Here is an 18,306-nt window from a genome sequence, read left to right on the forward strand (position 1 = left end):
TCACGCTTTGGCTTACAGGGAAGCCGCGAACTCAGCCGCGCCGCGGCTTGTGCTCATCTGCTCAGCGAACCGGTGGCGCGTATTGCAAGCCGCCTTTGGTCCACAATGCATTCAGGCCCCGCTGAATCTTGAGCGGCGTATTTGGCCCGACATTGCGGTCGAATATCTCGCCATAATTGCCCACGGCCTTGATTACGTTGACCATCCAGTCATTCGTAAGACCAACATCCTGACCAAAAGTGCCATCAGCTCCCAAAAGCCGGCGAACGTCCGGGTTCTCGGAATTTGCGGCCATGTCCTCGACATTATCCTGGGTCACCCCCAGTTCCTCGGCATTGATCAGGCCGAAGTGGACCCATTTCACAATGTCGAACCACTGCTCGTCACCCTGGCGTACGACCGGCCCAAGCGGCTCCTTGGAAATGATCTCAGGCAGCACGACGTGGTCGTCGGGATTGGAAAGTTCGAGGCGGCTGGCATAGAGGCCCGATGCGTCGGTCGTCAACACATCACAGCGTCCCTGCTCGTAAGCGGAGTTTACATCCGACTGCTGTTCGATGACGACCGGATTGAACTCCATATTGTTAGCGCGAAAATAGTCGGTCAGATTCAACTCGGTCGTCGTGCCGCTTTGAACGCATACGGTAGCGCCAGAAAGCTGCAGGGCGGAGGTCACGTTCAGGTCCTGCCGCACCATGAAGCCCTGCCCATCATAGTAGTTCACGCCTACGAAATTCAGACCCAGCGCCGTGTCCCGGTTCATCGTCCAGGTCGTGTTGCGGGCAAGAAGATCCACCTCGTTATTCTGCAGGGCAGGAAAGCGCTGCACTGCTGACAGGGGCGAATATTGAACTTTGGTCGCATCGCCTTCGAATACCGCAGCAGCAACGGCCTTGCAGTAATCGACATCCAGGCCCTGCCAATCTCCCTGATCGTTCTGAAATGCGAACCCCGGTAGGCCGGTATTGACGCCGCAACGCAGCGCACCCCTGTTCTTCACGTCGTCCAGAGTTGCTGCTGAGGCCGGAATGACGGCGGAGGCGATTACGACTGTGCCAAGCAGCGCCTTGATGAGATTGTTCATGATTGTTGACCCTTTTCTTAGCAGGCAGGGCTTATCCCCAATTGCGTGCAGAAGCCGAGGTTCTGCCCTCGCAAGCACCGGCTTCTTCTCCCAAGCACGCCCCATCAAATTTAATAAATCGACGCCGGTCAAGAGCTTACGCGCATATGAGGTACATTCCCGCCTTGTTAAGGCACGCTTTAGGAATTAAGCCCGAAATCATACCGCAAGGGATTGAGGGAGAAGTGTTGAAATGGCCTCGGATAAAAGCGGCGGCATAAACACCAGGCTTGCCCATATGGGCAATGATCCCTTGTCGTTCCACGGCTTTGTCAATCCGCCTGTAGTGCACGGCTCGACGGTGCTTTTTCCCGACAGTGCGACAATGGCTTCGCGGAGCCAGAAATATACCTACGGGACGCGTGGGACGCCTACAACAGATGCGCTGGCAACCGCCATCAACGAACTCGAAGGCTCTGCCGGTACGATCATTGTGCCGTCGGGGCTGGCGGCGGTGACAGTCCCGCTGCTCGCTTTTTTATCAGCCGGCGACCACGTGCTCATCGTCGATTCCGTCTACCATCCGACACGCCGCTTCGCCGACACGATGCTCAAGGGTTTCGGCGTGGAGGTGGAGTATTACGATCCTCTCGTGGGCGGGGAGATCGAAGCCCTGATGAAGCCCAATACGAGGGTGGTCTTCACCGAATCCCCGGGTTCAAACACAATGGAGATTCAGGATATTCCAGCCATAGCCGCCGCGGCGCGTGCACGCGGCGCCATTGTGATGATGGACAATACCTGGGCGACGCCGCTCCTTTTCCGCCCGCTGGACCACGGAGTCGACGTATCGATCCACGCAGCCACCAAATATCCCGGCGGGCACTCGGACGTTCTCCTCGGCACGGTCTCCGCCAACGAAAGCTCCTGGGAACGATTGCACGATGCCTTCATTACCCTCGGCACCTGCGCTGGGCCCGACGATGTCTACCAGGTGCTGAGGGGGCTTCGCACGATGGGCATCCGGCTTGAGCGCCATCAGGAAAGCGCGCTCGAAATCGCGCGTTGGCTGGAAGGCATGCCAGGCGTGGCAAGGGTGCTCCATCCCGCCCTCCCCTCGCATCCGGGACACGCAATCTGGAAACGAGATTTTTCGGGCGCGAGCGGCCTTTTTTCCTTCGTTCTCTCTGGCGGTGGAGAGAAGGAGGCGCACGCATTTCTCGATACGCTGAAAATTTTTGGGCTCGGCTATTCCTGGGGCGGATTTGAAAGCCTCGCGGTCCATGTTTCGCTGGCCGATCGCAGGGTTGCAAAGGGCAATTTTCCAGGGCCGGTGATCCGGCTTCAGATTGGGCTGGAAGACGCGGCTGACCTCAAGGCCGATATCGAAAATGGGCTTAGAGCAACGGGATTACGCTAGAGCCTTTGGCGCGCTACTCGCTCCGTTCGATCAGCACCGCCTGGCCGTCATGATCACCCGTTGTTAGATGGGCATTTCCGACAATTGCGTTCCCCATGTCGACAAAGCCGGAGATCTTGTAACGGGTTGCCCTGTCGAGGCTTTGTGAGAAGTCGTCGCGCGCCCTATCGAACGAGGCGTATTGGTGCTTGAGCTTAGCGAATGCAACGATGCGCTCGCGACTGAAGGCGCCGATGAACACGTAAGCGTCATCATACGAATGCGGCCCGAATATCCGGCCGTGATTGTTGTCGAACTCGTAGGGTGCATTCGAGAACGCGTGATCCTTTTCTTCGGGAAGCTGGGAATAAAATCTGTCCCCAATGAAGCCGCTATAGCCGTTGGAATGGCCCTTCCGGCTCGGATAGCCCGCGGAAGCAGCCGCCTGAACAAGCTGGGTCTTTGCCTCCTCGGGCGAGGTTGACAGCCGGTCGACGATGATGACGTTAATCGGCTCCTGCAGCTGCTTGCCCTCATAGCTGGCGCCAAGCCAGCTGGCCAGATGGCCGTTTGGGTCAATCATCCATTTTCCGACAGGAGGAAGCCCATCCGCCTTCACCACCTCCTCCGCGGCAGGCATTTCAAAAGCCGCAGCCGGATCCTCCTTCTGCACGGCATCGTCGGCAGCAGCATGAGGCGGCATCGCAACAAAGGCTGCGAAAAGTGAAGCGCGGAAATTTCTCATAATGGGTGCGATCCTGATGGAGGATCTCCCTCTCCTACAGAATTGCCGGTTGCACAAGCCAGAGATTGGCAGCTGCGGGCCTCTATAGTTCTCCGACGCGCCGTAGCGGTGAACCCGTGGGGCCGAGCGCGTTGCAATGCAACGCAGCGCCCCTGCGGCGCGGTGCCGTGCTGGGCATCCTTTTCGTCATCATCTAGCCGGGCTGCTGCATCGCGGGGGGTTGGCGTGCTACCAACACCGACCGGGCCGCTGCTTTATGGGCCATAGACCCATAACCTCCCCACATGGCCTCTTCTTCATCAACTTACAAGTGTGTCGCCGCGCCGTTATTGGAAATCCCAATGCGCCGGCGCACATTTTCATGGATCGCTTTTGTGTGAAGCAGGTAGTGAGGGTTAAGGGAGACAATCAGGTGGGAAGATCGATTTCAAAAGCATAGTGAAACAAGAGTCAGGAATTGTCCCACAGATTCTATAGGTATTTGAATTGTTGCATTTTGTCAGTCCGGGAGTGGGCGGCACGCTGACATGGTATGCCAATAACGGCTTCTATCTCGATGGTCAGGCGCAGGTCACTTGGTTCGACAGCGATCTAAGTTCCAGCACAGCAGGCCTGTTGCTTGCGGATGGCAATGATGGCGTTAGCTACGCACTCAGCCTCGGGATGCTTTGAAGAAATAGAAACGGCTTGCGGCGGTGCGGCCTTTGCCGGAGTCCATACGCTCAACTTTCGGCGAGGGTGGCGGGGGTGCGGTGCTCCCCACGCCGTAGCCCATCACCTGACGTTCGTGCGACCTACAGTGTCGTTACGCCGGCTGCGACCCATTAAACCTCCTAAGCCCAGTAAGCCAAGAAGGCCCAACCAGCCCCAGTCGAAGTCTTCGCCAGTGTCCTCGGCTCCGGCAGGTGGTGTTGTTGTCTCTTGCGAAAAGGCAGGTGCTGCGCTTGCGGTTAAGCTGGCAGCTACCATTAGGGCGAATAGAGATTTGGTAAGCATTGCATTCTCCCATTGTTCAAGCGCGGGCCTAACAGATGGGTGTGACTGTTGTTCCTGTGGGGCTATCGGGGCGGCAAACTCGGCCCAGTCGCCGGGCTACTTCCGACGGCAGGGGCTAAAGGAATGGCCGGGACGGCATCTCAGCCCCCAGCAACAGCCGACAGTAGGAGCAGAAAGTAGGAAGAGGGCGGTTGCTGGAATCACCCCTCGCCAATATCCTCGGGACCTCTTTTCATCGGCTCGATTGGCGGCTCGCTTACCAGGAACTTTGACTTCACCCACTCAGCAAACTTGCCGTTCGCAACGCCATTCTCGGCAGAGCAATCGCTGGGGCCAGTCTCCACGTACAATGACTTTCCATCAAAGCACCCGGCCGTCTTGTAGTTTGATATCCTCGACCATCCATCCGCGGCCTCAAAAATCTGTAGCGTTTCCCGGAAGAAGAAGCGGCCGACGACGCCGCACTTTACCGAGGGGCAGGTGTATCTTCTCAGGTCGTCAACTGCGACCCACTTCCGGGAGTCTGCCGAAGCTGGAGATATCGAAGCAATTATCGCCGCGACCGCCCCAAGAATTAAAGTCGTACTCGGTTGCATCAGCTAGGTCCTAATTGGTCATCTCATCAGGAAAGCATGGATGCCACTGACCGACAAGGACGGGGCGATGAGGACCGCTCGGCCTCAGAAGCCAGGCTGTTCGTTCAACACGCCGGTGCAATCAGATCCAGACAGCGTCGCTACCCATCTAAAGTGGGAGGAAGGAGATGCTTATGCTTCAACCCTTCCCCCGTTCACGACGTGTAGCTAATTTTCTGCGAGCTCAGCCCTCGGTGCTCGTCGCCTCGGAAGGTTCTGGCTCAACCACACGTGCTGGCACCTCTTCCATTGCCACCAATTGGGCTGCGCATAGATCGTCGGCAGACGCGACTTGTTCCTTTAGGCCGGTGAATTGAGACCAGCCGCCGGCGCTGATGAAGTCGTCGCGCTCCCAGGATTTCGCTTCTTTCAGTTGGGCCAGGTTCTTCTCGGCGTTTGCGGCAGACAGAAAGTTATCGACACACAGGTTGGCGACGAGTTCAGCGCGAGCTTTCGACCGTGCTTCTTCTACCATTTCTGTCGCCGTTCCGCCGGTGGTCCAGCCGCCAACGGTAAATCCAATTACCATCGTTGCGACAGCCGTGCCCACGCACGACCAAAACCAAAGCGTCTTCGTTGGTTGATAAGCCTCCCAGCTTTGCATGAATTTCGACATTTTTTCTCCCCTTGTTATTCACGGAAGATTTCCGTTTGCAACCTGAGCGTAACCGATGGCGACACGTATGTGAACCGTTGAAGGAAGAAACATAAATGTCGTACGCGAGCGCGCACGGACGAGCGTCCTGTGATCGAGATGCGCGACAGCGCACGCGGTGCGTGGTGGGCTGGGTCGAGATCAAGCGCAGGCAGGGCATCAGAAATAAAGCAGTTTTTGCCGGTTCGCGCGCAGAGAAGTGCGCAAACTTTGAGTTGAATTTGTTTAGTCTGGTTTGGTTGTATTCCACGCGGCTTCTGCGAGGGGTTAAGCTCTTCTACACGCATCTGCCTGCACATTGGGGCATGTCTAAAGGATGCAACAGCGTAACATACGCGCCGCTCGACACGCTCAAGCCTGTAGCGAAGGACGTCTGGATCGTAGACGGCCCGATGATCCGCTTCGGTATGGCGCCCTTGAAAATGCAGTTCCCGACGCGGATGACCGTGATCCGATCGAAGAGGAGGGCACTGTTCATTCACTCGCCGACACCACTGACGGATAGCTTGAAGGCTGAAATCGCAAACATTGGGGAAGTACGGCATATTGTTGGTCCGAATAGAATTCATTACTGGTGGATCCCTGAGTGGCGCACTGCGTTCCCAAAAGCGGAGGTCTGGCTCGCACCGCGCATCCGCGAACAGGCCAAGGGCAGGATCGACTTCGACGCCCCGGAACTCACAAAAGAGACCGGCTATCCGTGGGACGAAGAAATAAAGACGTTGCCGGTCGCGGGCAGCTTCATGACCGAGGTAGAGTTTTTCCACCCCGCCAGCCGGACGCTGGTGCTCACGGACTTCATTGAGAATTTTGAGCCGAAGAAGCTTTCATGGTGGTGGCGGTGGCTCGCCAGGGCCGGCGGCGTGCTGGCCCCAAATGGTGGTATGCCGCGAGACATGCGGCTGACCTATTCAAGGCAGAAGCCACAGCTCAAGGCCGCCGTTGAGACCATGATCGGGTGGAACCCAGAGCGCATCATTCTTGCGCATGGGAAGTGGATCGAACGCGATGGCGCTGCCGAGTTGAAACGGTCCTTTGGCTGGCTTCTTGATTAGCTTGATGCGATCTCACTGATGCTCACCCACATGGGGGAGAGAGGAAATCGCCCAGGTGCTTGATCAGGAAGTGCAACTCTTGCGGGAGCTCGGCTGATCAGTGCCAATGAGAGGCGCGGCGGCTCAAGCAGATGTCGGCGCCATCAGAAGCGCGAAGACCTTCGCGGCTCCGCACGCATCCTCCATTTGAAAAACAATCAAACCCCACCTGAGGAAATCAAACATGTCTCGCGGTGGCAAGCGGGAAGGCGCTGGGCGTAAACGCGGCGCACCGAACAAGGCAACGCAGGAGCGTCAGGCTAAGGTTGCTGCGACAGGGGCAACCCCGCTCGAAGTGATGATCCGCAAGATGCGGTTTCACCTGGCAATAGCAGACCGGGAGATGGCGAAGGGCGAGGCGGCCGACACCGAGAAGGTGATTGCAGCCCTCGATAAGGCGGAGGCTTACGTTGGAAAACGAAAAAGGGCCAACACTGGTTATTGAAGCACCCCCTCATGCAAGATGAGCAAAATCGCCGCAGTTTTCGTCTTGACTTAATGAGGGGTCTTGTCGCAGAGGGCGAAACTAGAAGCACGGCAGCTCTGACGGTCGTGGAGCACGAGGGTTTGGATTGCGAAAAATGCGTCTAGGGGTTCTGCGTTGCCGCCCCGACTTCATCGCGTTGATGATCGTGCTCTTGTCTCTGCAGGTCCATACCGAAGCGCCCCACCAAAAGGGATTGCAGGGCCACTCCCACGCCTCCTCGCATGATGGCCTGATCCACGCTTCATCTGATGTGCTTGGGTCAGAGGAAGACGAAAGCACAGGATGCCATATCGCGAAGGCCATTCAAACTCAGCTTCTGCCCCGGCCTTGCGGGGAATTAGCCTCGGCTCTGGTGGCGGCGAAAGCCTCGGCTCTGGTGGCGGCGAAAGCCTCGTCCTTTTCGCACTTCACGGAACTGATCACGCCACCACCTCAAACCTTCAATTGGCGTTTTCCGCCCTTGGCGGAAAATGAATTGTCGACTTGAAGGAAGGAACTATGGACGGGAACAACGCTCAATTCGGGCCTACACGATTGCACAATATGTGGTCTTGGCGGAACTGCTGAGAACCATGGTGACGTGGGACTCGCAATGGCGAATAACGATAGCTCAAGCCATTGAAACGGCTATTCGGAACTTGGAAGAAACAGCAAAGCAAGAAGGTGATTTCGAGATAAAATCCCTTCTGGCAGCCGCTGCGGGTGCCGCGGAACAGATGCATGATGAAGTATTCTGTACCTGAGTGAACTTTCACCCCTAATTTGCGCCCCGCTGGCTCCGGCCGGCGGTTTTTTTTGCATCAGAGCGAATCGACCGGTGCGATGCAGCTCGCATCGCCCTGGATGCGCGAGCTGTTGATCTCGCGCCCCACGCGGTAGAACTGAAGCTGACCATCCAGATTGTGTTCGCGGAGGAGCGGTTTGAGCCGTTCGATCGTGGAAGCCGGGTCCAGCCACTGATCATAGGCCGCGGGTGCAGGATAGCCGGTGTCGGTCGTGGATCTGCGCCATTGGTTTTTCCGCAGGCATCGAAATGATGGTGCAGGTCGTGACGCCAAGCTACAGGATGAGGCGCGCGAGGATTTCCGGTTTTTGAGAAGACTTCGCTTAGCCATGGACGGTGCCACCTCAAAGGTCGGCGGCGCTGTCCTCTTGGCCATCGTCTCGGGCGTCCTTTGGCTCCTCTGGATCGGCTTCCAGGCAATCTTTCCCAACATATAGGAGCGCAAAATAGCACGCACACGTTCAACGCGCGCTAACCTAAGCCGAGCTCATCTAATCGTTCTTGCCCTACGGGGAAAGGCGCATTCTTCCTCGCCGCTTCCTTCCACCATTCAGGCAGCATATCGTTGCGATACTCTGGAAGGATCTTTCTATGATTCTTTTTCGAGCGGCGGCTCTCTTGTTTGTGAATGATCGCTGCCTGATTGAATGCGATCTGGAAGAAGCGCTTGAATGACTTTCGGTTCAGGATGAGCAGAATGCGTTCATCTAACCAGAGCGTGTTCAGATTCAGTCGCAGAGACGTATCCCACCAGGCATAGCCGAGGGATACTTGGTCCCAGATGTATGGATAGTCGCGGCAGTATTTGCACCATGTGTCGATTAGGGCTTCCGCTTTCGAGCCAGTGCCGAAGTATACTTGTCCACTACTGATCTCCCATCCCCTACGCCGGACAGTCGCAAAGTCGGCATCGGAATCTACCAATTCATGCAAGGGTCGCCGTAGAACGGCGTCGGCATCAATCCACAAAATGGGGCGACTTTCGCGTTCTCGCATTTCCCTGATGAACTGAGCCTTCTGCGCGCAGTTCTCAACCCAAGAGGACTTTGCCTCACGCGGCTCAATTCTGCAGTCTAAGCCAAGCTTATCTATTGATCTCCTTAGCTCAGCCGCGTGACCTTCGTACGCTGTATTCCGCGTATAGTAGGACACGATTATTGGATGGCTCATTAGCCCGCCCCCAAGCTTCCCCATTTTGCCCGCATCCGCATTAACAGACTGAATCTGTTTTGCAAGGTCACACTGCCTGGGATCTTAGCGCGCATGACGTTGGCGTGATGATGTCCATGATGAAGCCGGCCAGGACACAATCCGGCGCGCACAGTCCGGCTCCAGAGACGTATGACCAGTTCCGAAATCACAGAGAAGTAACCCGGATCAATGCGGTCCCAATTGGCATTGTAGCGCCGAATGAAGGCGGGCATGCGCCCATAGTGAGAACCGGTCTTCCGATAGTAGGCAATACCTCGGAAGTGATCCATTTTCTGAAGCGCTTCGCTTTTGGTTTCGATGATTGAAGGATCACCGAATACAGCCCTGACTCGTTGATGATGGTCGTCTTTTGCTGACGCCCGATGACGTCGGTAATTCCGACGGCGGCCTGAATAGCAGCAGCCGATGGGAACATGACGTCGCAGGTCATTGTTCGTGGACCCGGGACGGGATCTCACAACAGGAGTGTGAAAATGAAAAGACTCATCGCTTTGGCAGCAGCTGGTCTACTTGCCTCAACTGCTCTAGCCGTGGCACAGAATAATTCCGATTCCGCGCCGGGTGCTTCCGAGAATGCTCCGGGGCAAATGAAATCAGATGGCGAAAGCGCTCGTGATCTTGCCCCCGGTCAGATGAAGGCAGACGGCGAGAGTGCTCGCGACTATGCTCCGGGACAGCAGGTCGATGAGGAGACAACCGCCAGCATCGGGGATGATCAGTTTGCCTCCGTGCTCTCGCTTCTCAGGTCGGGTAACTCCAACCTCGGCGAAGTCTCCCCCGACACCAGGGTTTCGATAGTGAACCTTTCCGATCTGAATGAGGAGCAGCGACAGGAGTTGCAAAGCGCAATTTCTGAAAGTCAGTCCTCCATTGATAGCCTCCAACAAGAGCTTGAAAGCCTGGGTCTTTCCGAACTGGACGAGAGCGATATCGACAGCGTGGTGGCTGCCGATCTCGGCGCCAATGGCGAGCTTATTCTCTACGCCCAGTAATAGCGGTCGATTAATATTGTCGGGCCGCGCATCTCGGCCCGGCTTCATTTCCACGCGGCTGGTAGCTCCGGATTTGCCCGGCGGTCCAGGCTAATTCATTGATTCCATGGCGACCCCGGCAGGATTCGAACCTGCGACCATCGGCTTAGAAGGCCGGTGCTCTATCCGACTGAGCTACGGGGCCGAGCGCGGAACGCGAACTCAGTGCGTCCACGGAATTTTGCGGTCATAGCGGAAATTCTCCGCGTAGGAAACCTGGCGCCGGTGCACCGGCTTCTCAGGCTCGACCTGATAGGCGATGCCGTTACGCTGAGCATAGGCGATCGCCTCCTCCTCGGTGGCAAAGCTCAACCGCACCTGTCTCCTGGTGTCAGATGAACTTGTATACCCCATCAGCGGATCGATCTTGAGCGGCGTTTCCGGCTCAAATTCCAGCACCCATTGGCCCGTCTTGGCGGTGCCGGACTGCATGGCGGTTCGCGAAGGGCGATAGATGCGCGCGGACACTGACAATTTCCCCAATTCCGGTAACCGGCAGAGCCGGCACCGATTGCCTAAAGCTTGGTCGGAGCGGCAGGATTTGAACCTGCGACCCTCTGGTCCCAAACCAGATGCGCTACCAGACTGCGCTACGCTCCGAAGCGGAAAAACCCCTATAGTCTCAAGACATGGCATGCAAGCGTGAAATCGTCGCTTCACGGCATATGTGGGGCAAACGGCGTCCCTTGGTAAGGGGTAACCTGCGCCAGCGGTTGACGCCTCGTTACGTGCCCATCCCCATCAAGTCAGGGTCTTCCTGCTTTCGGCATCGAAGATGTGGACCGCGCCCGTTGCGAGCGACAGCTTTTGGCGGCTGCCAACCTCGAACCAGGGCCGCTCGCGCAGAACCGCCGAGACGATCTGTTCGCCGAGCTTCAGCTCAATGAATGTCTCCGATCCGGTCGGTTCGATGTTTTCCACGACAGCCTCGAGATTGCCGTCAGAACTCAGGACGATCTCTTCCGGCCGCTTGCCGATCAGCACCTTCTGGCCATCGCGAACGCCAGTCGGAGCGGCAAGCCCCGCCGGCTGCCCGTTCTGGAGGATCAGCTGACCATTCCCTGCCGTGGCGGCAAACAGGTTCATGGCAGGCGAGCCGATGAACTGCGCGACGAAGGCGTTGGCCGGGCGGTCGTAGAGTTCCAGCGGCGAGCCGATCTGCTCGATCCGGCCGCTCTGCATGACGACGATGCGGTCAGCCATGGTCATTGCCTCCACCTGATCGTGGGTGACATAGACCATCGTCGTTCCAAGCCGCCGATGCAGGCTCTTGATCTCACCGCGCATCTGCACGCGAAGCTTGGCATCCAGGTTCGACAACGGTTCGTCGAAGAGGAAGACCTGCGGATTGCGAACAATCGAACGGCCCATGGCGACGCGCTGGCGCTGACCGCCGGAAAGCGCTTTCGGCTTGCGTTGAAGCAGGTTTTCCAAGCCGAGGATCTCGGCTGCTTCACGGACTTTCTTTTCCTTCTCCGCCTTGCTGGCGCCGGCAAGCGTCAGCGAAAAGGCCATGTTCTCCTCGACCGTCATATGCGGGTAGAGCGCGTAGTTCTGGAACACCATCGAGATATCGCGGCTCTTCGGCGGCAGGTTATTGACCACTTTTCCCCCGATCGAGATCGTGCCGCCTGAAATATGCTCGAGACCTGCAATCATCCTGAGCAGGGTTGACTTGCCGCAGCCGGACGGGCCGACGAGGACGACGAACTCGCCGTCGGCGATCGCCACGTCGATGCCGTGAATGATCTCGGCGCTGCCGAACCGCTTGACGACCTTGTCGATCGTAACGCTTGCCATGAAGTTCTCCTTACGCGGCGCCGACGTGGATGCGCGTGGCCGACAGGGCACCCTCATGGATGATCAGGCCGCCGGAGCCGCCGCCGAACGTCTGGTCATCGGCCTCGACCACGGTCTCGCCGACCTTGGCCAAAAGCTCGCCGCCCTTGGCGGCGAACCTCATGGTGAAGCGGGTTTCGAACTCGACGCGGAGCGGAGCGGAAGCGAGCACGGTCTGCTTCTCGTCCTTGCGGCAGACGATCTGCAGTTCGCCCTTCCGGGTCACCAGGGCCGCATAATAGCGGCGCTGGCCCTCTGCCCGGATGACGAGGCCGCCATGATCGCCGAGATGCAGCATCATGTCGGCTTCGATGGCGTAGTCGGTCCAATCGCGCGTGCCCTGCAGGATCATGCCTTCTCCACGGTTCTGGCTGATGCGGAAATCCTGCGGGAATTTCTTCGAGAAGAAATGGACGTTGCTGACCCAGGCCCGGCGCCAGAAATCGCCGCCATCGTCAGGTCGCTTGAAGGTCACATCGGGGCAACCGTCCCAGGTCAGCGCGTCGACCAGGACGCGGCCGTTGGCGCGACCCTGCGGCGCGGTCAGCACGATGCCGATTTCGGCGATCGGCTGATGACCGGTTGCCGGAACCGTCCATTCCAGCGTGCCGGTGCCGCCCGGACCGAGCAGCTTTCCGTTGGACATATCGATATCGACGAGATTGTCGCTGCCGTCATAGTGGCGGATGCGGAGCTTGGCTTCGACCGCGCCACTGTTGGCGGCATCGGCGCTGATCGTCGCGCGCAGCGTCTGCCCCGCATGGATGCGCGGGCTTGCCATCAGGTCGTAGGTACGCATCTTGGTGACTTCGAGCGGCGTGAAGACGGGCGTGGTCGCTGCCGCTTCGCGGCCGGGCGCAAGCGCCAGATAATCGATCGCCAGAGCCGAGCCGGTGCCGGTGACCTTGAGGCCGTCGATTGCCGTCTCGCCGGGCTGCGCGCGAAATCCCTGGACGGAGCCGGGCAGCGAGAAATGGAACTTCGCGCCATTCTTCGGCGCCGGGTCTGCCGCTTGACCGGCGAGCTTGCGGCCGAGATTGGCAAGCCACAGCGAGACTTCGACCGCGTCCGCAATCGACCGGCCGCCATCGGCCGTCGACATGTAGAGGCGGTCGGCGACCGGGCCCCGCCAGTCCGGACCGGCATCCAGACCGTCGAGACCGAGCATGATGCCGTACAGGCAGCCGAGATTGCCGGCGTTGCAATCGGTATCCCAGCCCGAGGTGTTGACGATCATCTGGCCGCGCTGGAAATCGTGCGGGGCATGCAGCAGCGCCATGATCATCAGCGCATGGTTCGGTACGACATGGCAAATGCCCGGATATTTGTCGTAGCCGTAATTGTCTTCGATTTTCTGGCGCGTCGCTTCCCAGTCATCATTGCCGGACGTCCATTCGCGGATGTCGGCGATCAGCTTGGCGATCAAGCTGTCCTTCGGGATATGGGCAAGGCCCGTGTCGAGCAGGTGATCGACGTCCTTGCTGACGAAGGCTTCCGCCTCCATCGCCGCCCAGAGCACGGCGGCGTTGACGGCCTCGCCGTCATGGCTGACGGAGCCTGCCGCCCGCGCCAGCTTTGCGGCCTGCGCCGGGTTGCCCGGCGAGATCAACGCCCAGCCGTCGATGAAGATCTGCGCGCCGATCTGCTGGGCGACGGTCGGGCCGTTGACCTCGATCGAGCCGGAGGCCGGGGCCGGAATACCGCGCTTCAGATTGAGCCAAGCGGTGTGTTCGGTCGAATTGCCCGCGCCACCCCACCACAGGATCGAGCGCTCCTCGATGATGTAGTTGAGCCATGCCTTGCCGATGTCTTCGGACGAAAGATCCGGCGAAATACCATAGTCGTCGAGGGCACGCGGAAAGGTAAAGGTACCGGCCACGTCATCGTCTGTGACGACGAGCGGGTCGCCGAGGCGGTCGTGGACATAGTAGGTGATCGGGCCGAGCTTTTCGAGAATATCCTTGTAGCGCCAGTTCTCGAACGGGCGGCCGAGATAGACGCCGATCAGCTTGCCGAGAACGCCTGCATAGACGCGGTTCGTATAATCTGCGGGAATGGACATGCAAAACTCCTTGTCAGCCCTTCACCGAGCCGCCGGCCATTCCCTCGATGAAGTGACGCTGCAGCAGGACGAAGAGGATTACGATGGGAAGAATGATGATGAGCGCAGCGGCCATGATCTCACCCCAGTCGGACGAGTATTGGCCGGAGAGCAGAAAGAAGGAGACCACGGCGGTGAGCCTGTCCTGCCCCTGAAGGAAGGTCGTGGCGATCAGGAATTCGTTCCAGGCATTAAGGCCTACGATCAGCGCGACGGTGAGAATTCCGGGCGAGACGATCGGCAGGAAGACCCGGCGGAAGACCTGCCAATGCGTGGCCCCGTCGATTAGTGCGGATTCCTCCAGCTCCTTCGGAACGGCGAGGAAATAGGTGCGCAGCAGCATGATCGCGAAGGGCGAATAGACCGCCGTGTAGATGAAGGCAACGGCAACCGGATTGTTGACCAGCCCGAAGCGGGCAAAGCCGAAGTAGAGCGGAAAGAGGAACAGCTGGATTGGCGCGGTGGTGCTCGCCAGAAGATAGAAGGTCAGGATCTTCCAGCGCTTGATCTTCTGGCGTGCCAGCACATAGCCAGTCAGCGAGCCCGTGGTGCAGACGAGAATAATCGTCAGGCCCGTGAGCACGGCCGAATTGACGAGCGTCGTGCCGAAATTCGCGTCCGTCCAGGCGCGGGTAAAGTTATCCCAGCGGATGATCGATGGCAGCGCCAGCGGGTTCTGGACGATCTCGGCAGAAGGCTTCAGCGCGTTGAGCACCGTCAGCGCGATCGGAAACAGCGTGATGACGAGCAGCAGCGACAGCGTGATGTAGACGATCACGAAGGTGAGGCGGCTTTCGGAAATGTTCATTTTTCGAACTCCGTCGCCTGGGCGCGGATATAGAAGATGGTGGCCGCCAGACCGAACAGGCTGATGACGACGGAGATCGCTGCCGCCTTTCCGACCGCCAGATCGTAGAAGGCCGAACGGTAGGCGAAGGTCGACAGCACTTCGGAGGAATAGGCGGGACCACCCTGGGTCAGGATGTAGACGAAGTCGAAGACCAGGAACGACCAGATGACTGTCATGATCATCATCAGCGTGATCGTCGGCATGATGCCTGGAAGAAGCACGTAGCGGATCGTCTGGAAGAAGGTCGCGCCTTCGATGCGCGAGGCTTCGATCTGCTCTGCCGGCACCTGGCGGAGCGCCGCGAAGAAGATCACGCAGAGAAAGCCCCACCAGTGCCAGAGGTCGACGACGGCGATGCCGTAAAGTGCGCTCGACGTCTCGGTGAGCGGGTTGGAGATATCGATGCCCATGCGCTGCAAGAGGCCGGTAACGCCCGTTACAGGCGAATAGATCATGGCCTGCCAGACGCGGCCAGTGATGGCGGTGGCGATGATGACGGGCAGAAAATAGATGACCTGGAAGAATTTCGAGCCGCGGCGCGCCACCAGCATCATGGTTGCCGCAAGCAGCCCCATGGCGATCGGCACCGTCAGGAAGATCAGCGTCCAGATGATGTTGTTGGTCAGCGCCGTCCAGAAGACGCTGTCGTCCCAGAGCGCCCGGAAGTTGTCGAGGCCGACAAAGACGGGCGTGCTGATTCCGTCCCATTCAAAAAAGGCGAGAGCGACGGTGAGCAGCGCTGGAATGGCAATTATGACGGCATTGATGATCAATGTCGGCAAAACATAAAGTCGGTGCATAGCGTACCTTTCAAGGCGTCGAGCGCCCTGCGCCACCAGGAAAAGCGGGAATGTGGGGGCCTGGGCAGGCCAGGCCCCTAAGATCTGCGGATCAGCGGGCCGGAACGGCGGGAGTCTTGCCGGCTTTCATTTCCTTCTGGAAGGACTCGTCTATCTTGGCGAGGAAATCGGCAGTCGTGATCTTGTTCAGCCAGACCTCTTCGATGCCGTTGATGAGATAGCTGTCGGTCGCCGGCGGCAGGAAGGTCCAGGTCGAGTAGCCGTATTTGCCGTCATTCACGGCGGCTGAGAGGCTCTTCATCGTCTCCGTGAACAGCGGCGTGACTTCGCTCGCCATCTTGACGTTGGAGATGTCCTTCAGCGGGATGTTCCACTCACCCTGCCAGGCCGAGTTCATCGTGCCGTAAACCTCGGGCGAGAAAACAAAGTTGATGGCGGCAGCGGCGCCGTCCGGATTTTTGGCCTTTGCGGCGATTGAAAAGGTCGAGCCGATGCCGAGCGGGAAAACCGGATCGCCCGAAGCGCTCGGGAAACCAACGAAGCCGGCATCGCTGCCTGCCTTCTTACCGTAAGTAGCGACATTCTGGAATTGCCAGGTGCCGGTCGGCATCATGCCGGCCCTGCCTGTGGCCATAGCATCGGCGGTATCTTCGCTGCTCGTGAGCGAGAAGTAATTTTTGCCGAAATAGCCCTTCTGCCACCAGGAATTCAGCCGGTCGATCGCCTTGACGAAAGGCTCGGACGTCCAGGGCATCTCGCCACGCAGGGCCTTGTTGAGATTTTCGGGGCCGGCGACCGAGTTGAGCGCTAGCGTCACAAACCATTCGTTGGCGCCGCGCCAATTGGCGTTGCCAGCGGCAAATGGCGTAATGCCATCCTTCAGCATGGCGTCGGCCAGGGTTTCCAGCTCGTCGAGCGTCTTCGGCGGTTGCCAGTTCTTCTGGGCAAAAAGCGTTTTGTTGTAGAACAGGCCGAGCGTCTCGTAGGTCTTGGGGAGCGCGTAGATCTTGCCGTTATATTCGCCCATCTTCAGGAAGACCGGAAGGATTCGGTCTTGCCATTTGTACTTCGCGGCATAGTCGTCGAGCGGCATCAGCTGGCCGGACTGGGCCATCGGCGCCACATAGCTCGGGCCAGCGGTATAGACGACGTCAGGGCCGTTGCCAGACAGCATCGCGACCCGCAACTGCTTGTCCAGCTCGTTGCCGCGATAATCGATGACAAGGTTGTAGTCCGGGTTCGCCTTTGCGAAGGGCTCGACGATGTGCTGCTGGATCAGCTTCTGCTGGTCCGGCGTCGCCTGCTCATACCACCAGGATACCTTTTCCTGTGCGGCGGCCATCTGCGCGGTGCCGGCGATCAATGCGGTGGCTGCCAAAAGCTTCAGCCTGATCATGATATTTCCTCCCCTGTTCGATGCGTTTGGTCCGGCCGCGCCGTAAACGGTGCGACCGAAGCGCGGATGATAAGTTCGTAGGCCATTTCCTCCGCCTGGCCCGGGGCCGTAGGCTCGCCAGCCAGGCGCTTGATCAGCTTTTCCGCGGCGCGGGCGCCGAGCCGATCCTGAAACTGCGCCACGGTCGTCAGGGCCGGGGTGACCAGCGCTGCGGCGAGTATGTCGTCGAAGCCGGCCACCGAAACGTCGCCAGGCACCGAGAGCCCATTGGCCGCCAGCCCCTGCATGACGCCGATGGCCATCAGGTCGTTGGCGGCGATAATGGCGCTGACGGAGCGGCCGCTTTCGATCAGCCGGTCGGCGACTTCGCGTCCAGCCTCCAGCGTGAAATGAGCGGCTTCGAGCACAATCGGCTCGGCCCCGATCGTCGCCATCGCCTCGAGATAACCTTGCAGGCGCACCTGCTGCGGTCCGCCGGGGGCGGCGATCATGGCAATCGACCGATGGCCGAGCTCGAGAAGGTGGAGCGTCAATGCGCGGGCGGCGGCGACATTGTCGATGAACAGATCGTCAATCGGCAGCGGGCCGCCGGCCTTGCGGCTGACCTCGATACGGACCACGGGCACGCCGCTTTTGCCGAGCGGAGCGAGATCCCGGGCGTTGGCCTTGAAGAACACGCCGACGACTCCGTCGAACCGGCCCTGCTGGGCGGCGAGGATCACCTGCAGTTCGTTGGCAAGCTCTCCCTCGGTGTCGATGGTCACCACCTCGTAGCCTGCAGCGCGGGCGATCTTCTGCACTGCGACCACGAGCGAGGGGTAAAAAGGGTTTGTAAGGTCGGGCACGACACAGGCGATGACATGGGTCCGCTTGGTGCGAAGCGCCTGTGCGAAGCGGTTCGGCTGATAGCCAAGCTCGGAAATCGCCGCCTCGATGCGCTCTGCTGTTTCGGGCGCCACCTTGTCGCGGCCGCCATTGAGGACAAGCGAGACCGTCGCCTGCGCGACGCCTGCCCTCTCGGCGACTTGTTTTTGCGTGGCTCTTTGAGACATCCGATCTCTTTTTTGCTACGTAGCAATGGATACTGATACGTAACAACGGAGTCAACCTGGCGCCTTTCAGGCCAGTCTGCTCTCGTTAAATGTCAGCTTTTCGAGCTCAAACATCCAAACCGGGGCGGTCAGCAACTGCTCCAGATCCTGTAGCACTCAGTTGCTGC

Annotated in this window: 22 protein-coding genes and 2 tRNA genes; 7 read left to right on the forward strand and 17 right to left on the reverse strand. The window is 58.9% G+C overall.

What is annotated here, in order from left to right; genetic code table 11:
* Nucleotides 1-61: 61 nt before the first annotated feature.
* Complete coding sequence (locus tag GNP00_RS02185) at nt 62-1,087, reverse strand: amino acid ABC transporter substrate-binding protein (protein ID WP_425482943.1); 1,026 nt, start codon at nt 1,085-1,087, stop codon at nt 62-64.
* 229 nt (nt 1,088-1,316) lie between these two features.
* On the opposite strand from GNP00_RS02185, the gene GNP00_RS02190 reads away from it, so the two are divergent.
* Nucleotides 1,317-2,483, forward strand: a complete 1,167-nt coding sequence (locus GNP00_RS02190) for a cystathionine beta-lyase (protein ID WP_011580451.1) — start codon at nt 1,317-1,319, stop codon at nt 2,481-2,483.
* Nucleotides 2,484-2,496: 13 nt separating this feature from the next.
* Here GNP00_RS02190 and GNP00_RS02195 read toward each other — a convergent pair whose 3' ends face one another.
* Entirely contained in the window at nt 2,497-3,207 is a 711-nt protein-coding gene (locus GNP00_RS02195; RefSeq protein ID WP_011580450.1) for a hypothetical protein, read from the reverse strand.
* Between the two features lie 486 nt (nt 3,208-3,693).
* On the opposite strand from GNP00_RS02195, the gene GNP00_RS02200 reads away from it, so the two are divergent.
* Nucleotides 3,694-3,879: an autotransporter outer membrane beta-barrel domain-containing protein gene (locus GNP00_RS02200; RefSeq protein WP_157038034.1), complete on the forward strand. Its 186-nt coding sequence runs from the start codon at nt 3,694-3,696 to the stop codon at nt 3,877-3,879.
* A 102-nt stretch (nt 3,880-3,981) separates the two neighbouring features.
* Here GNP00_RS02200 and GNP00_RS23795 read toward each other — a convergent pair whose 3' ends face one another.
* The 3 genes from GNP00_RS23795 to GNP00_RS02215 form a co-directional block, all read right to left on the reverse strand.
* Nucleotides 3,982-4,203 (reverse strand): WGxxGxxG family protein, encoded by a 222-nt coding sequence (locus GNP00_RS23795; RefSeq protein ID WP_083764431.1) that lies wholly within the window; start codon nt 4,201-4,203, stop codon nt 3,982-3,984.
* A 200-nt stretch (nt 4,204-4,403) separates the two neighbouring features.
* Nucleotides 4,404-4,799 carry a hypothetical protein gene (locus GNP00_RS02210; protein WP_011580449.1) on the reverse strand — a complete coding sequence of 132 codons (396 nt, stop codon included), beginning with the start codon at nt 4,797-4,799 and terminating at the stop codon, nt 4,404-4,406.
* 223 nt (nt 4,800-5,022) lie between these two features.
* On the reverse strand, nt 5,023-5,454 hold the full coding sequence (locus tag GNP00_RS02215; RefSeq protein WP_011580448.1) for a hypothetical protein: 432 nt from the start codon (nt 5,452-5,454) through the stop codon (nt 5,023-5,025).
* Between the two features lie 344 nt (nt 5,455-5,798).
* On the opposite strand from GNP00_RS02215, the gene GNP00_RS02220 reads away from it, so the two are divergent.
* The 4 genes from GNP00_RS02220 to GNP00_RS02235 all read left to right on the forward strand — a co-directional run bounded on the left by GNP00_RS02220 (nt 5,799) and on the right by GNP00_RS02235 (nt 8,295).
* Nucleotides 5,799-6,548 (forward strand): DUF4336 domain-containing protein, encoded by a 750-nt coding sequence (locus GNP00_RS02220; protein WP_011580447.1) that lies wholly within the window; start codon nt 5,799-5,801, stop codon nt 6,546-6,548.
* A gap of 223 nt (nt 6,549-6,771) precedes the next feature.
* Nucleotides 6,772-7,032, forward strand: coding sequence for a hypothetical protein (locus GNP00_RS02225; protein ID WP_011580446.1), 261 nt, complete (start codon nt 6,772-6,774; stop codon nt 7,030-7,032).
* Between the two features lie 136 nt (nt 7,033-7,168).
* A complete protein-coding gene (locus GNP00_RS02230) occupies nt 7,169-7,561 on the forward strand; it encodes a hypothetical protein (RefSeq protein ID WP_011580445.1) in 393 nt (130 codons plus the stop codon).
* A gap of 500 nt (nt 7,562-8,061) precedes the next feature.
* Nucleotides 8,062-8,295: a hypothetical protein gene (locus GNP00_RS02235; RefSeq protein WP_157038033.1), complete on the forward strand. Its 234-nt coding sequence runs from the start codon at nt 8,062-8,064 to the stop codon at nt 8,293-8,295.
* A 34-nt stretch (nt 8,296-8,329) separates the two neighbouring features.
* Here the strand turns inward: GNP00_RS02235 and GNP00_RS02240 are convergent, their stop codons facing one another.
* From GNP00_RS02240 to GNP00_RS23800, 3 genes are all read right to left on the reverse strand, one after another.
* Nucleotides 8,330-8,854, reverse strand: coding sequence for a hypothetical protein (locus tag GNP00_RS02240; RefSeq protein ID WP_157038032.1), 525 nt, complete (start codon nt 8,852-8,854; stop codon nt 8,330-8,332).
* A 173-nt stretch (nt 8,855-9,027) separates the two neighbouring features.
* Nucleotides 9,028-9,282 (reverse strand): BstA C-terminal domain-containing protein, encoded by a 255-nt coding sequence (locus tag GNP00_RS23945; protein ID WP_484482082.1) that lies wholly within the window; start codon nt 9,280-9,282, stop codon nt 9,028-9,030.
* Nucleotides 9,216-9,500 carry a BRO-N domain-containing protein gene (locus tag GNP00_RS23800; RefSeq protein ID WP_041544583.1) on the reverse strand — a complete coding sequence of 95 codons (285 nt, stop codon included), beginning with the start codon at nt 9,498-9,500 and terminating at the stop codon, nt 9,216-9,218. The genes GNP00_RS23945 and GNP00_RS23800 overlap by 67 nt, the downstream gene beginning before the upstream one ends.
* Before the next feature lie 43 nt (nt 9,501-9,543).
* On the opposite strand from GNP00_RS23800, the gene GNP00_RS02250 reads away from it, so the two are divergent.
* Nucleotides 9,544-10,062 (forward strand): hypothetical protein, encoded by a 519-nt coding sequence (locus GNP00_RS02250; RefSeq protein ID WP_011580440.1) that lies wholly within the window; start codon nt 9,544-9,546, stop codon nt 10,060-10,062.
* 107 nt (nt 10,063-10,169) lie between these two features.
* Here GNP00_RS02250 and GNP00_RS02255 read toward each other — a convergent pair.
* From GNP00_RS02255 to GNP00_RS02295, 9 genes are all read right to left on the reverse strand, one after another.
* Nucleotides 10,170-10,246 (reverse strand) — tRNA-Arg (locus tag GNP00_RS02255).
* Between the two features lie 17 nt (nt 10,247-10,263).
* Complete coding sequence (locus tag GNP00_RS02260) at nt 10,264-10,569, reverse strand: NADH dehydrogenase ubiquinone Fe-S protein 4 (RefSeq protein ID WP_011580439.1); 306 nt, start codon at nt 10,567-10,569, stop codon at nt 10,264-10,266.
* A 55-nt stretch (nt 10,570-10,624) separates the two neighbouring features.
* Nucleotides 10,625-10,701, reverse strand: a tRNA-Pro gene (locus GNP00_RS02265).
* 141 nt (nt 10,702-10,842) lie between these two features.
* Complete coding sequence (locus GNP00_RS02270; protein ID WP_011580438.1) at nt 10,843-11,901, reverse strand: ABC transporter ATP-binding protein; 1,059 nt, start codon at nt 11,899-11,901, stop codon at nt 10,843-10,845.
* A 10-nt stretch (nt 11,902-11,911) separates the two neighbouring features.
* Nucleotides 11,912-14,002, reverse strand: a complete 2,091-nt coding sequence (locus tag GNP00_RS02275; protein ID WP_011580437.1) for an ADP-ribosylglycohydrolase family protein — start codon at nt 14,000-14,002, stop codon at nt 11,912-11,914.
* 13 nt (nt 14,003-14,015) lie between these two features.
* The gene (locus tag GNP00_RS02280) at nt 14,016-14,849 is read right to left on the reverse strand and encodes a carbohydrate ABC transporter permease (protein WP_011580436.1); all 834 of its coding nucleotides are present in this window, start codon (nt 14,847-14,849) and stop codon (nt 14,016-14,018) included.
* Nucleotides 14,846-15,691 carry a carbohydrate ABC transporter permease gene (locus tag GNP00_RS02285; protein ID WP_011580435.1) on the reverse strand — a complete coding sequence of 282 codons (846 nt, stop codon included), beginning with the start codon at nt 15,689-15,691 and terminating at the stop codon, nt 14,846-14,848. The genes GNP00_RS02280 and GNP00_RS02285 overlap by 4 nt, the downstream gene beginning before the upstream one ends.
* A 91-nt stretch (nt 15,692-15,782) precedes the next feature.
* Nucleotides 15,783-17,087, reverse strand: a complete 1,305-nt coding sequence (locus tag GNP00_RS02290; protein WP_011580434.1) for an ABC transporter substrate-binding protein — start codon at nt 17,085-17,087, stop codon at nt 15,783-15,785.
* On the reverse strand, nt 17,084-18,139 hold the full coding sequence (locus GNP00_RS02295; protein WP_011580433.1) for a LacI family DNA-binding transcriptional regulator: 1,056 nt from the start codon (nt 18,137-18,139) through the stop codon (nt 17,084-17,086). The genes GNP00_RS02290 and GNP00_RS02295 overlap by 4 nt, the downstream gene beginning before the upstream one ends.
* Nucleotides 18,140-18,306: the final 167 nt, after the last annotated feature.

This window comes from Chelativorans multitrophicus (assembly GCF_011317445.1).
In the GTDB taxonomy this organism is placed as follows: Bacteria; Pseudomonadota; Alphaproteobacteria; order Rhizobiales; family Rhizobiaceae; genus Chelativorans; species Chelativorans multitrophicus.

Bases quoted from the DNA above. Each gene is read 5' to 3' on its own strand.
- GNP00_RS02190 (WP_011580451.1), top strand. From the start codon at position 1,317: ATGGCCTCGGATAAAAGCGGCGGCATAAACACCAGGCTTGCCCATATG.
- GNP00_RS02195 (WP_011580450.1), bottom strand. From the start codon at position 3,207: ATGAGAAATTTCCGCGCTTCACTTTTCGCAGCCTTTGTTGCGATGCCG.
- GNP00_RS23795 (WP_083764431.1), bottom strand. From the start codon at position 4,203: ATGCTTACCAAATCTCTATTCGCCCTAATGGTAGCTGCCAGCTTAACC.
- GNP00_RS02210 (WP_011580449.1), bottom strand. From the start codon at position 4,799: ATGCAACCGAGTACGACTTTAATTCTTGGGGCGGTCGCGGCGATAATT.
- GNP00_RS02215 (WP_011580448.1), bottom strand. From the start codon at position 5,454: ATGTCGAAATTCATGCAAAGCTGGGAGGCTTATCAACCAACGAAGACG.
- GNP00_RS02220 (WP_011580447.1), top strand. From the start codon at position 5,799: ATGTCTAAAGGATGCAACAGCGTAACATACGCGCCGCTCGACACGCTC.
- GNP00_RS02225 (WP_011580446.1), top strand. From the start codon at position 6,772: ATGTCTCGCGGTGGCAAGCGGGAAGGCGCTGGGCGTAAACGCGGCGCA.
- GNP00_RS02230 (WP_011580445.1), top strand. From the start codon at position 7,169: ATGCGTCTAGGGGTTCTGCGTTGCCGCCCCGACTTCATCGCGTTGATG.
- GNP00_RS02240 (WP_157038032.1), bottom strand. From the start codon at position 8,854: ATGCGAGAACGCGAAAGTCGCCCCATTTTGTGGATTGATGCCGACGCC.
- GNP00_RS23945 (WP_484482082.1), bottom strand. From the start codon at position 9,282: ATGCCCGCCTTCATTCGGCGCTACAATGCCAATTGGGACCGCATTGAT.
- GNP00_RS23800 (WP_041544583.1), bottom strand. From the start codon at position 9,500: ATGACCTGCGACGTCATGTTCCCATCGGCTGCTGCTATTCAGGCCGCC.
- GNP00_RS02250 (WP_011580440.1), top strand. From the start codon at position 9,544: ATGAAAAGACTCATCGCTTTGGCAGCAGCTGGTCTACTTGCCTCAACT.
- GNP00_RS02270 (WP_011580438.1), bottom strand. From the start codon at position 11,901: ATGGCAAGCGTTACGATCGACAAGGTCGTCAAGCGGTTCGGCAGCGCC.
- GNP00_RS02275 (WP_011580437.1), bottom strand. From the start codon at position 14,002: ATGTCCATTCCCGCAGATTATACGAACCGCGTCTATGCAGGCGTTCTC.
- GNP00_RS02280 (WP_011580436.1), bottom strand. From the start codon at position 14,849: ATGAACATTTCCGAAAGCCGCCTCACCTTCGTGATCGTCTACATCACG.
- GNP00_RS02285 (WP_011580435.1), bottom strand. From the start codon at position 15,691: ATGCACCGACTTTATGTTTTGCCGACATTGATCATCAATGCCGTCATA.
- GNP00_RS02290 (WP_011580434.1), bottom strand. From the start codon at position 17,087: ATGATCAGGCTGAAGCTTTTGGCAGCCACCGCATTGATCGCCGGCACC.
- GNP00_RS02295 (WP_011580433.1), bottom strand. From the start codon at position 18,139: ATGTCTCAAAGAGCCACGCAAAAACAAGTCGCCGAGAGGGCAGGCGTC.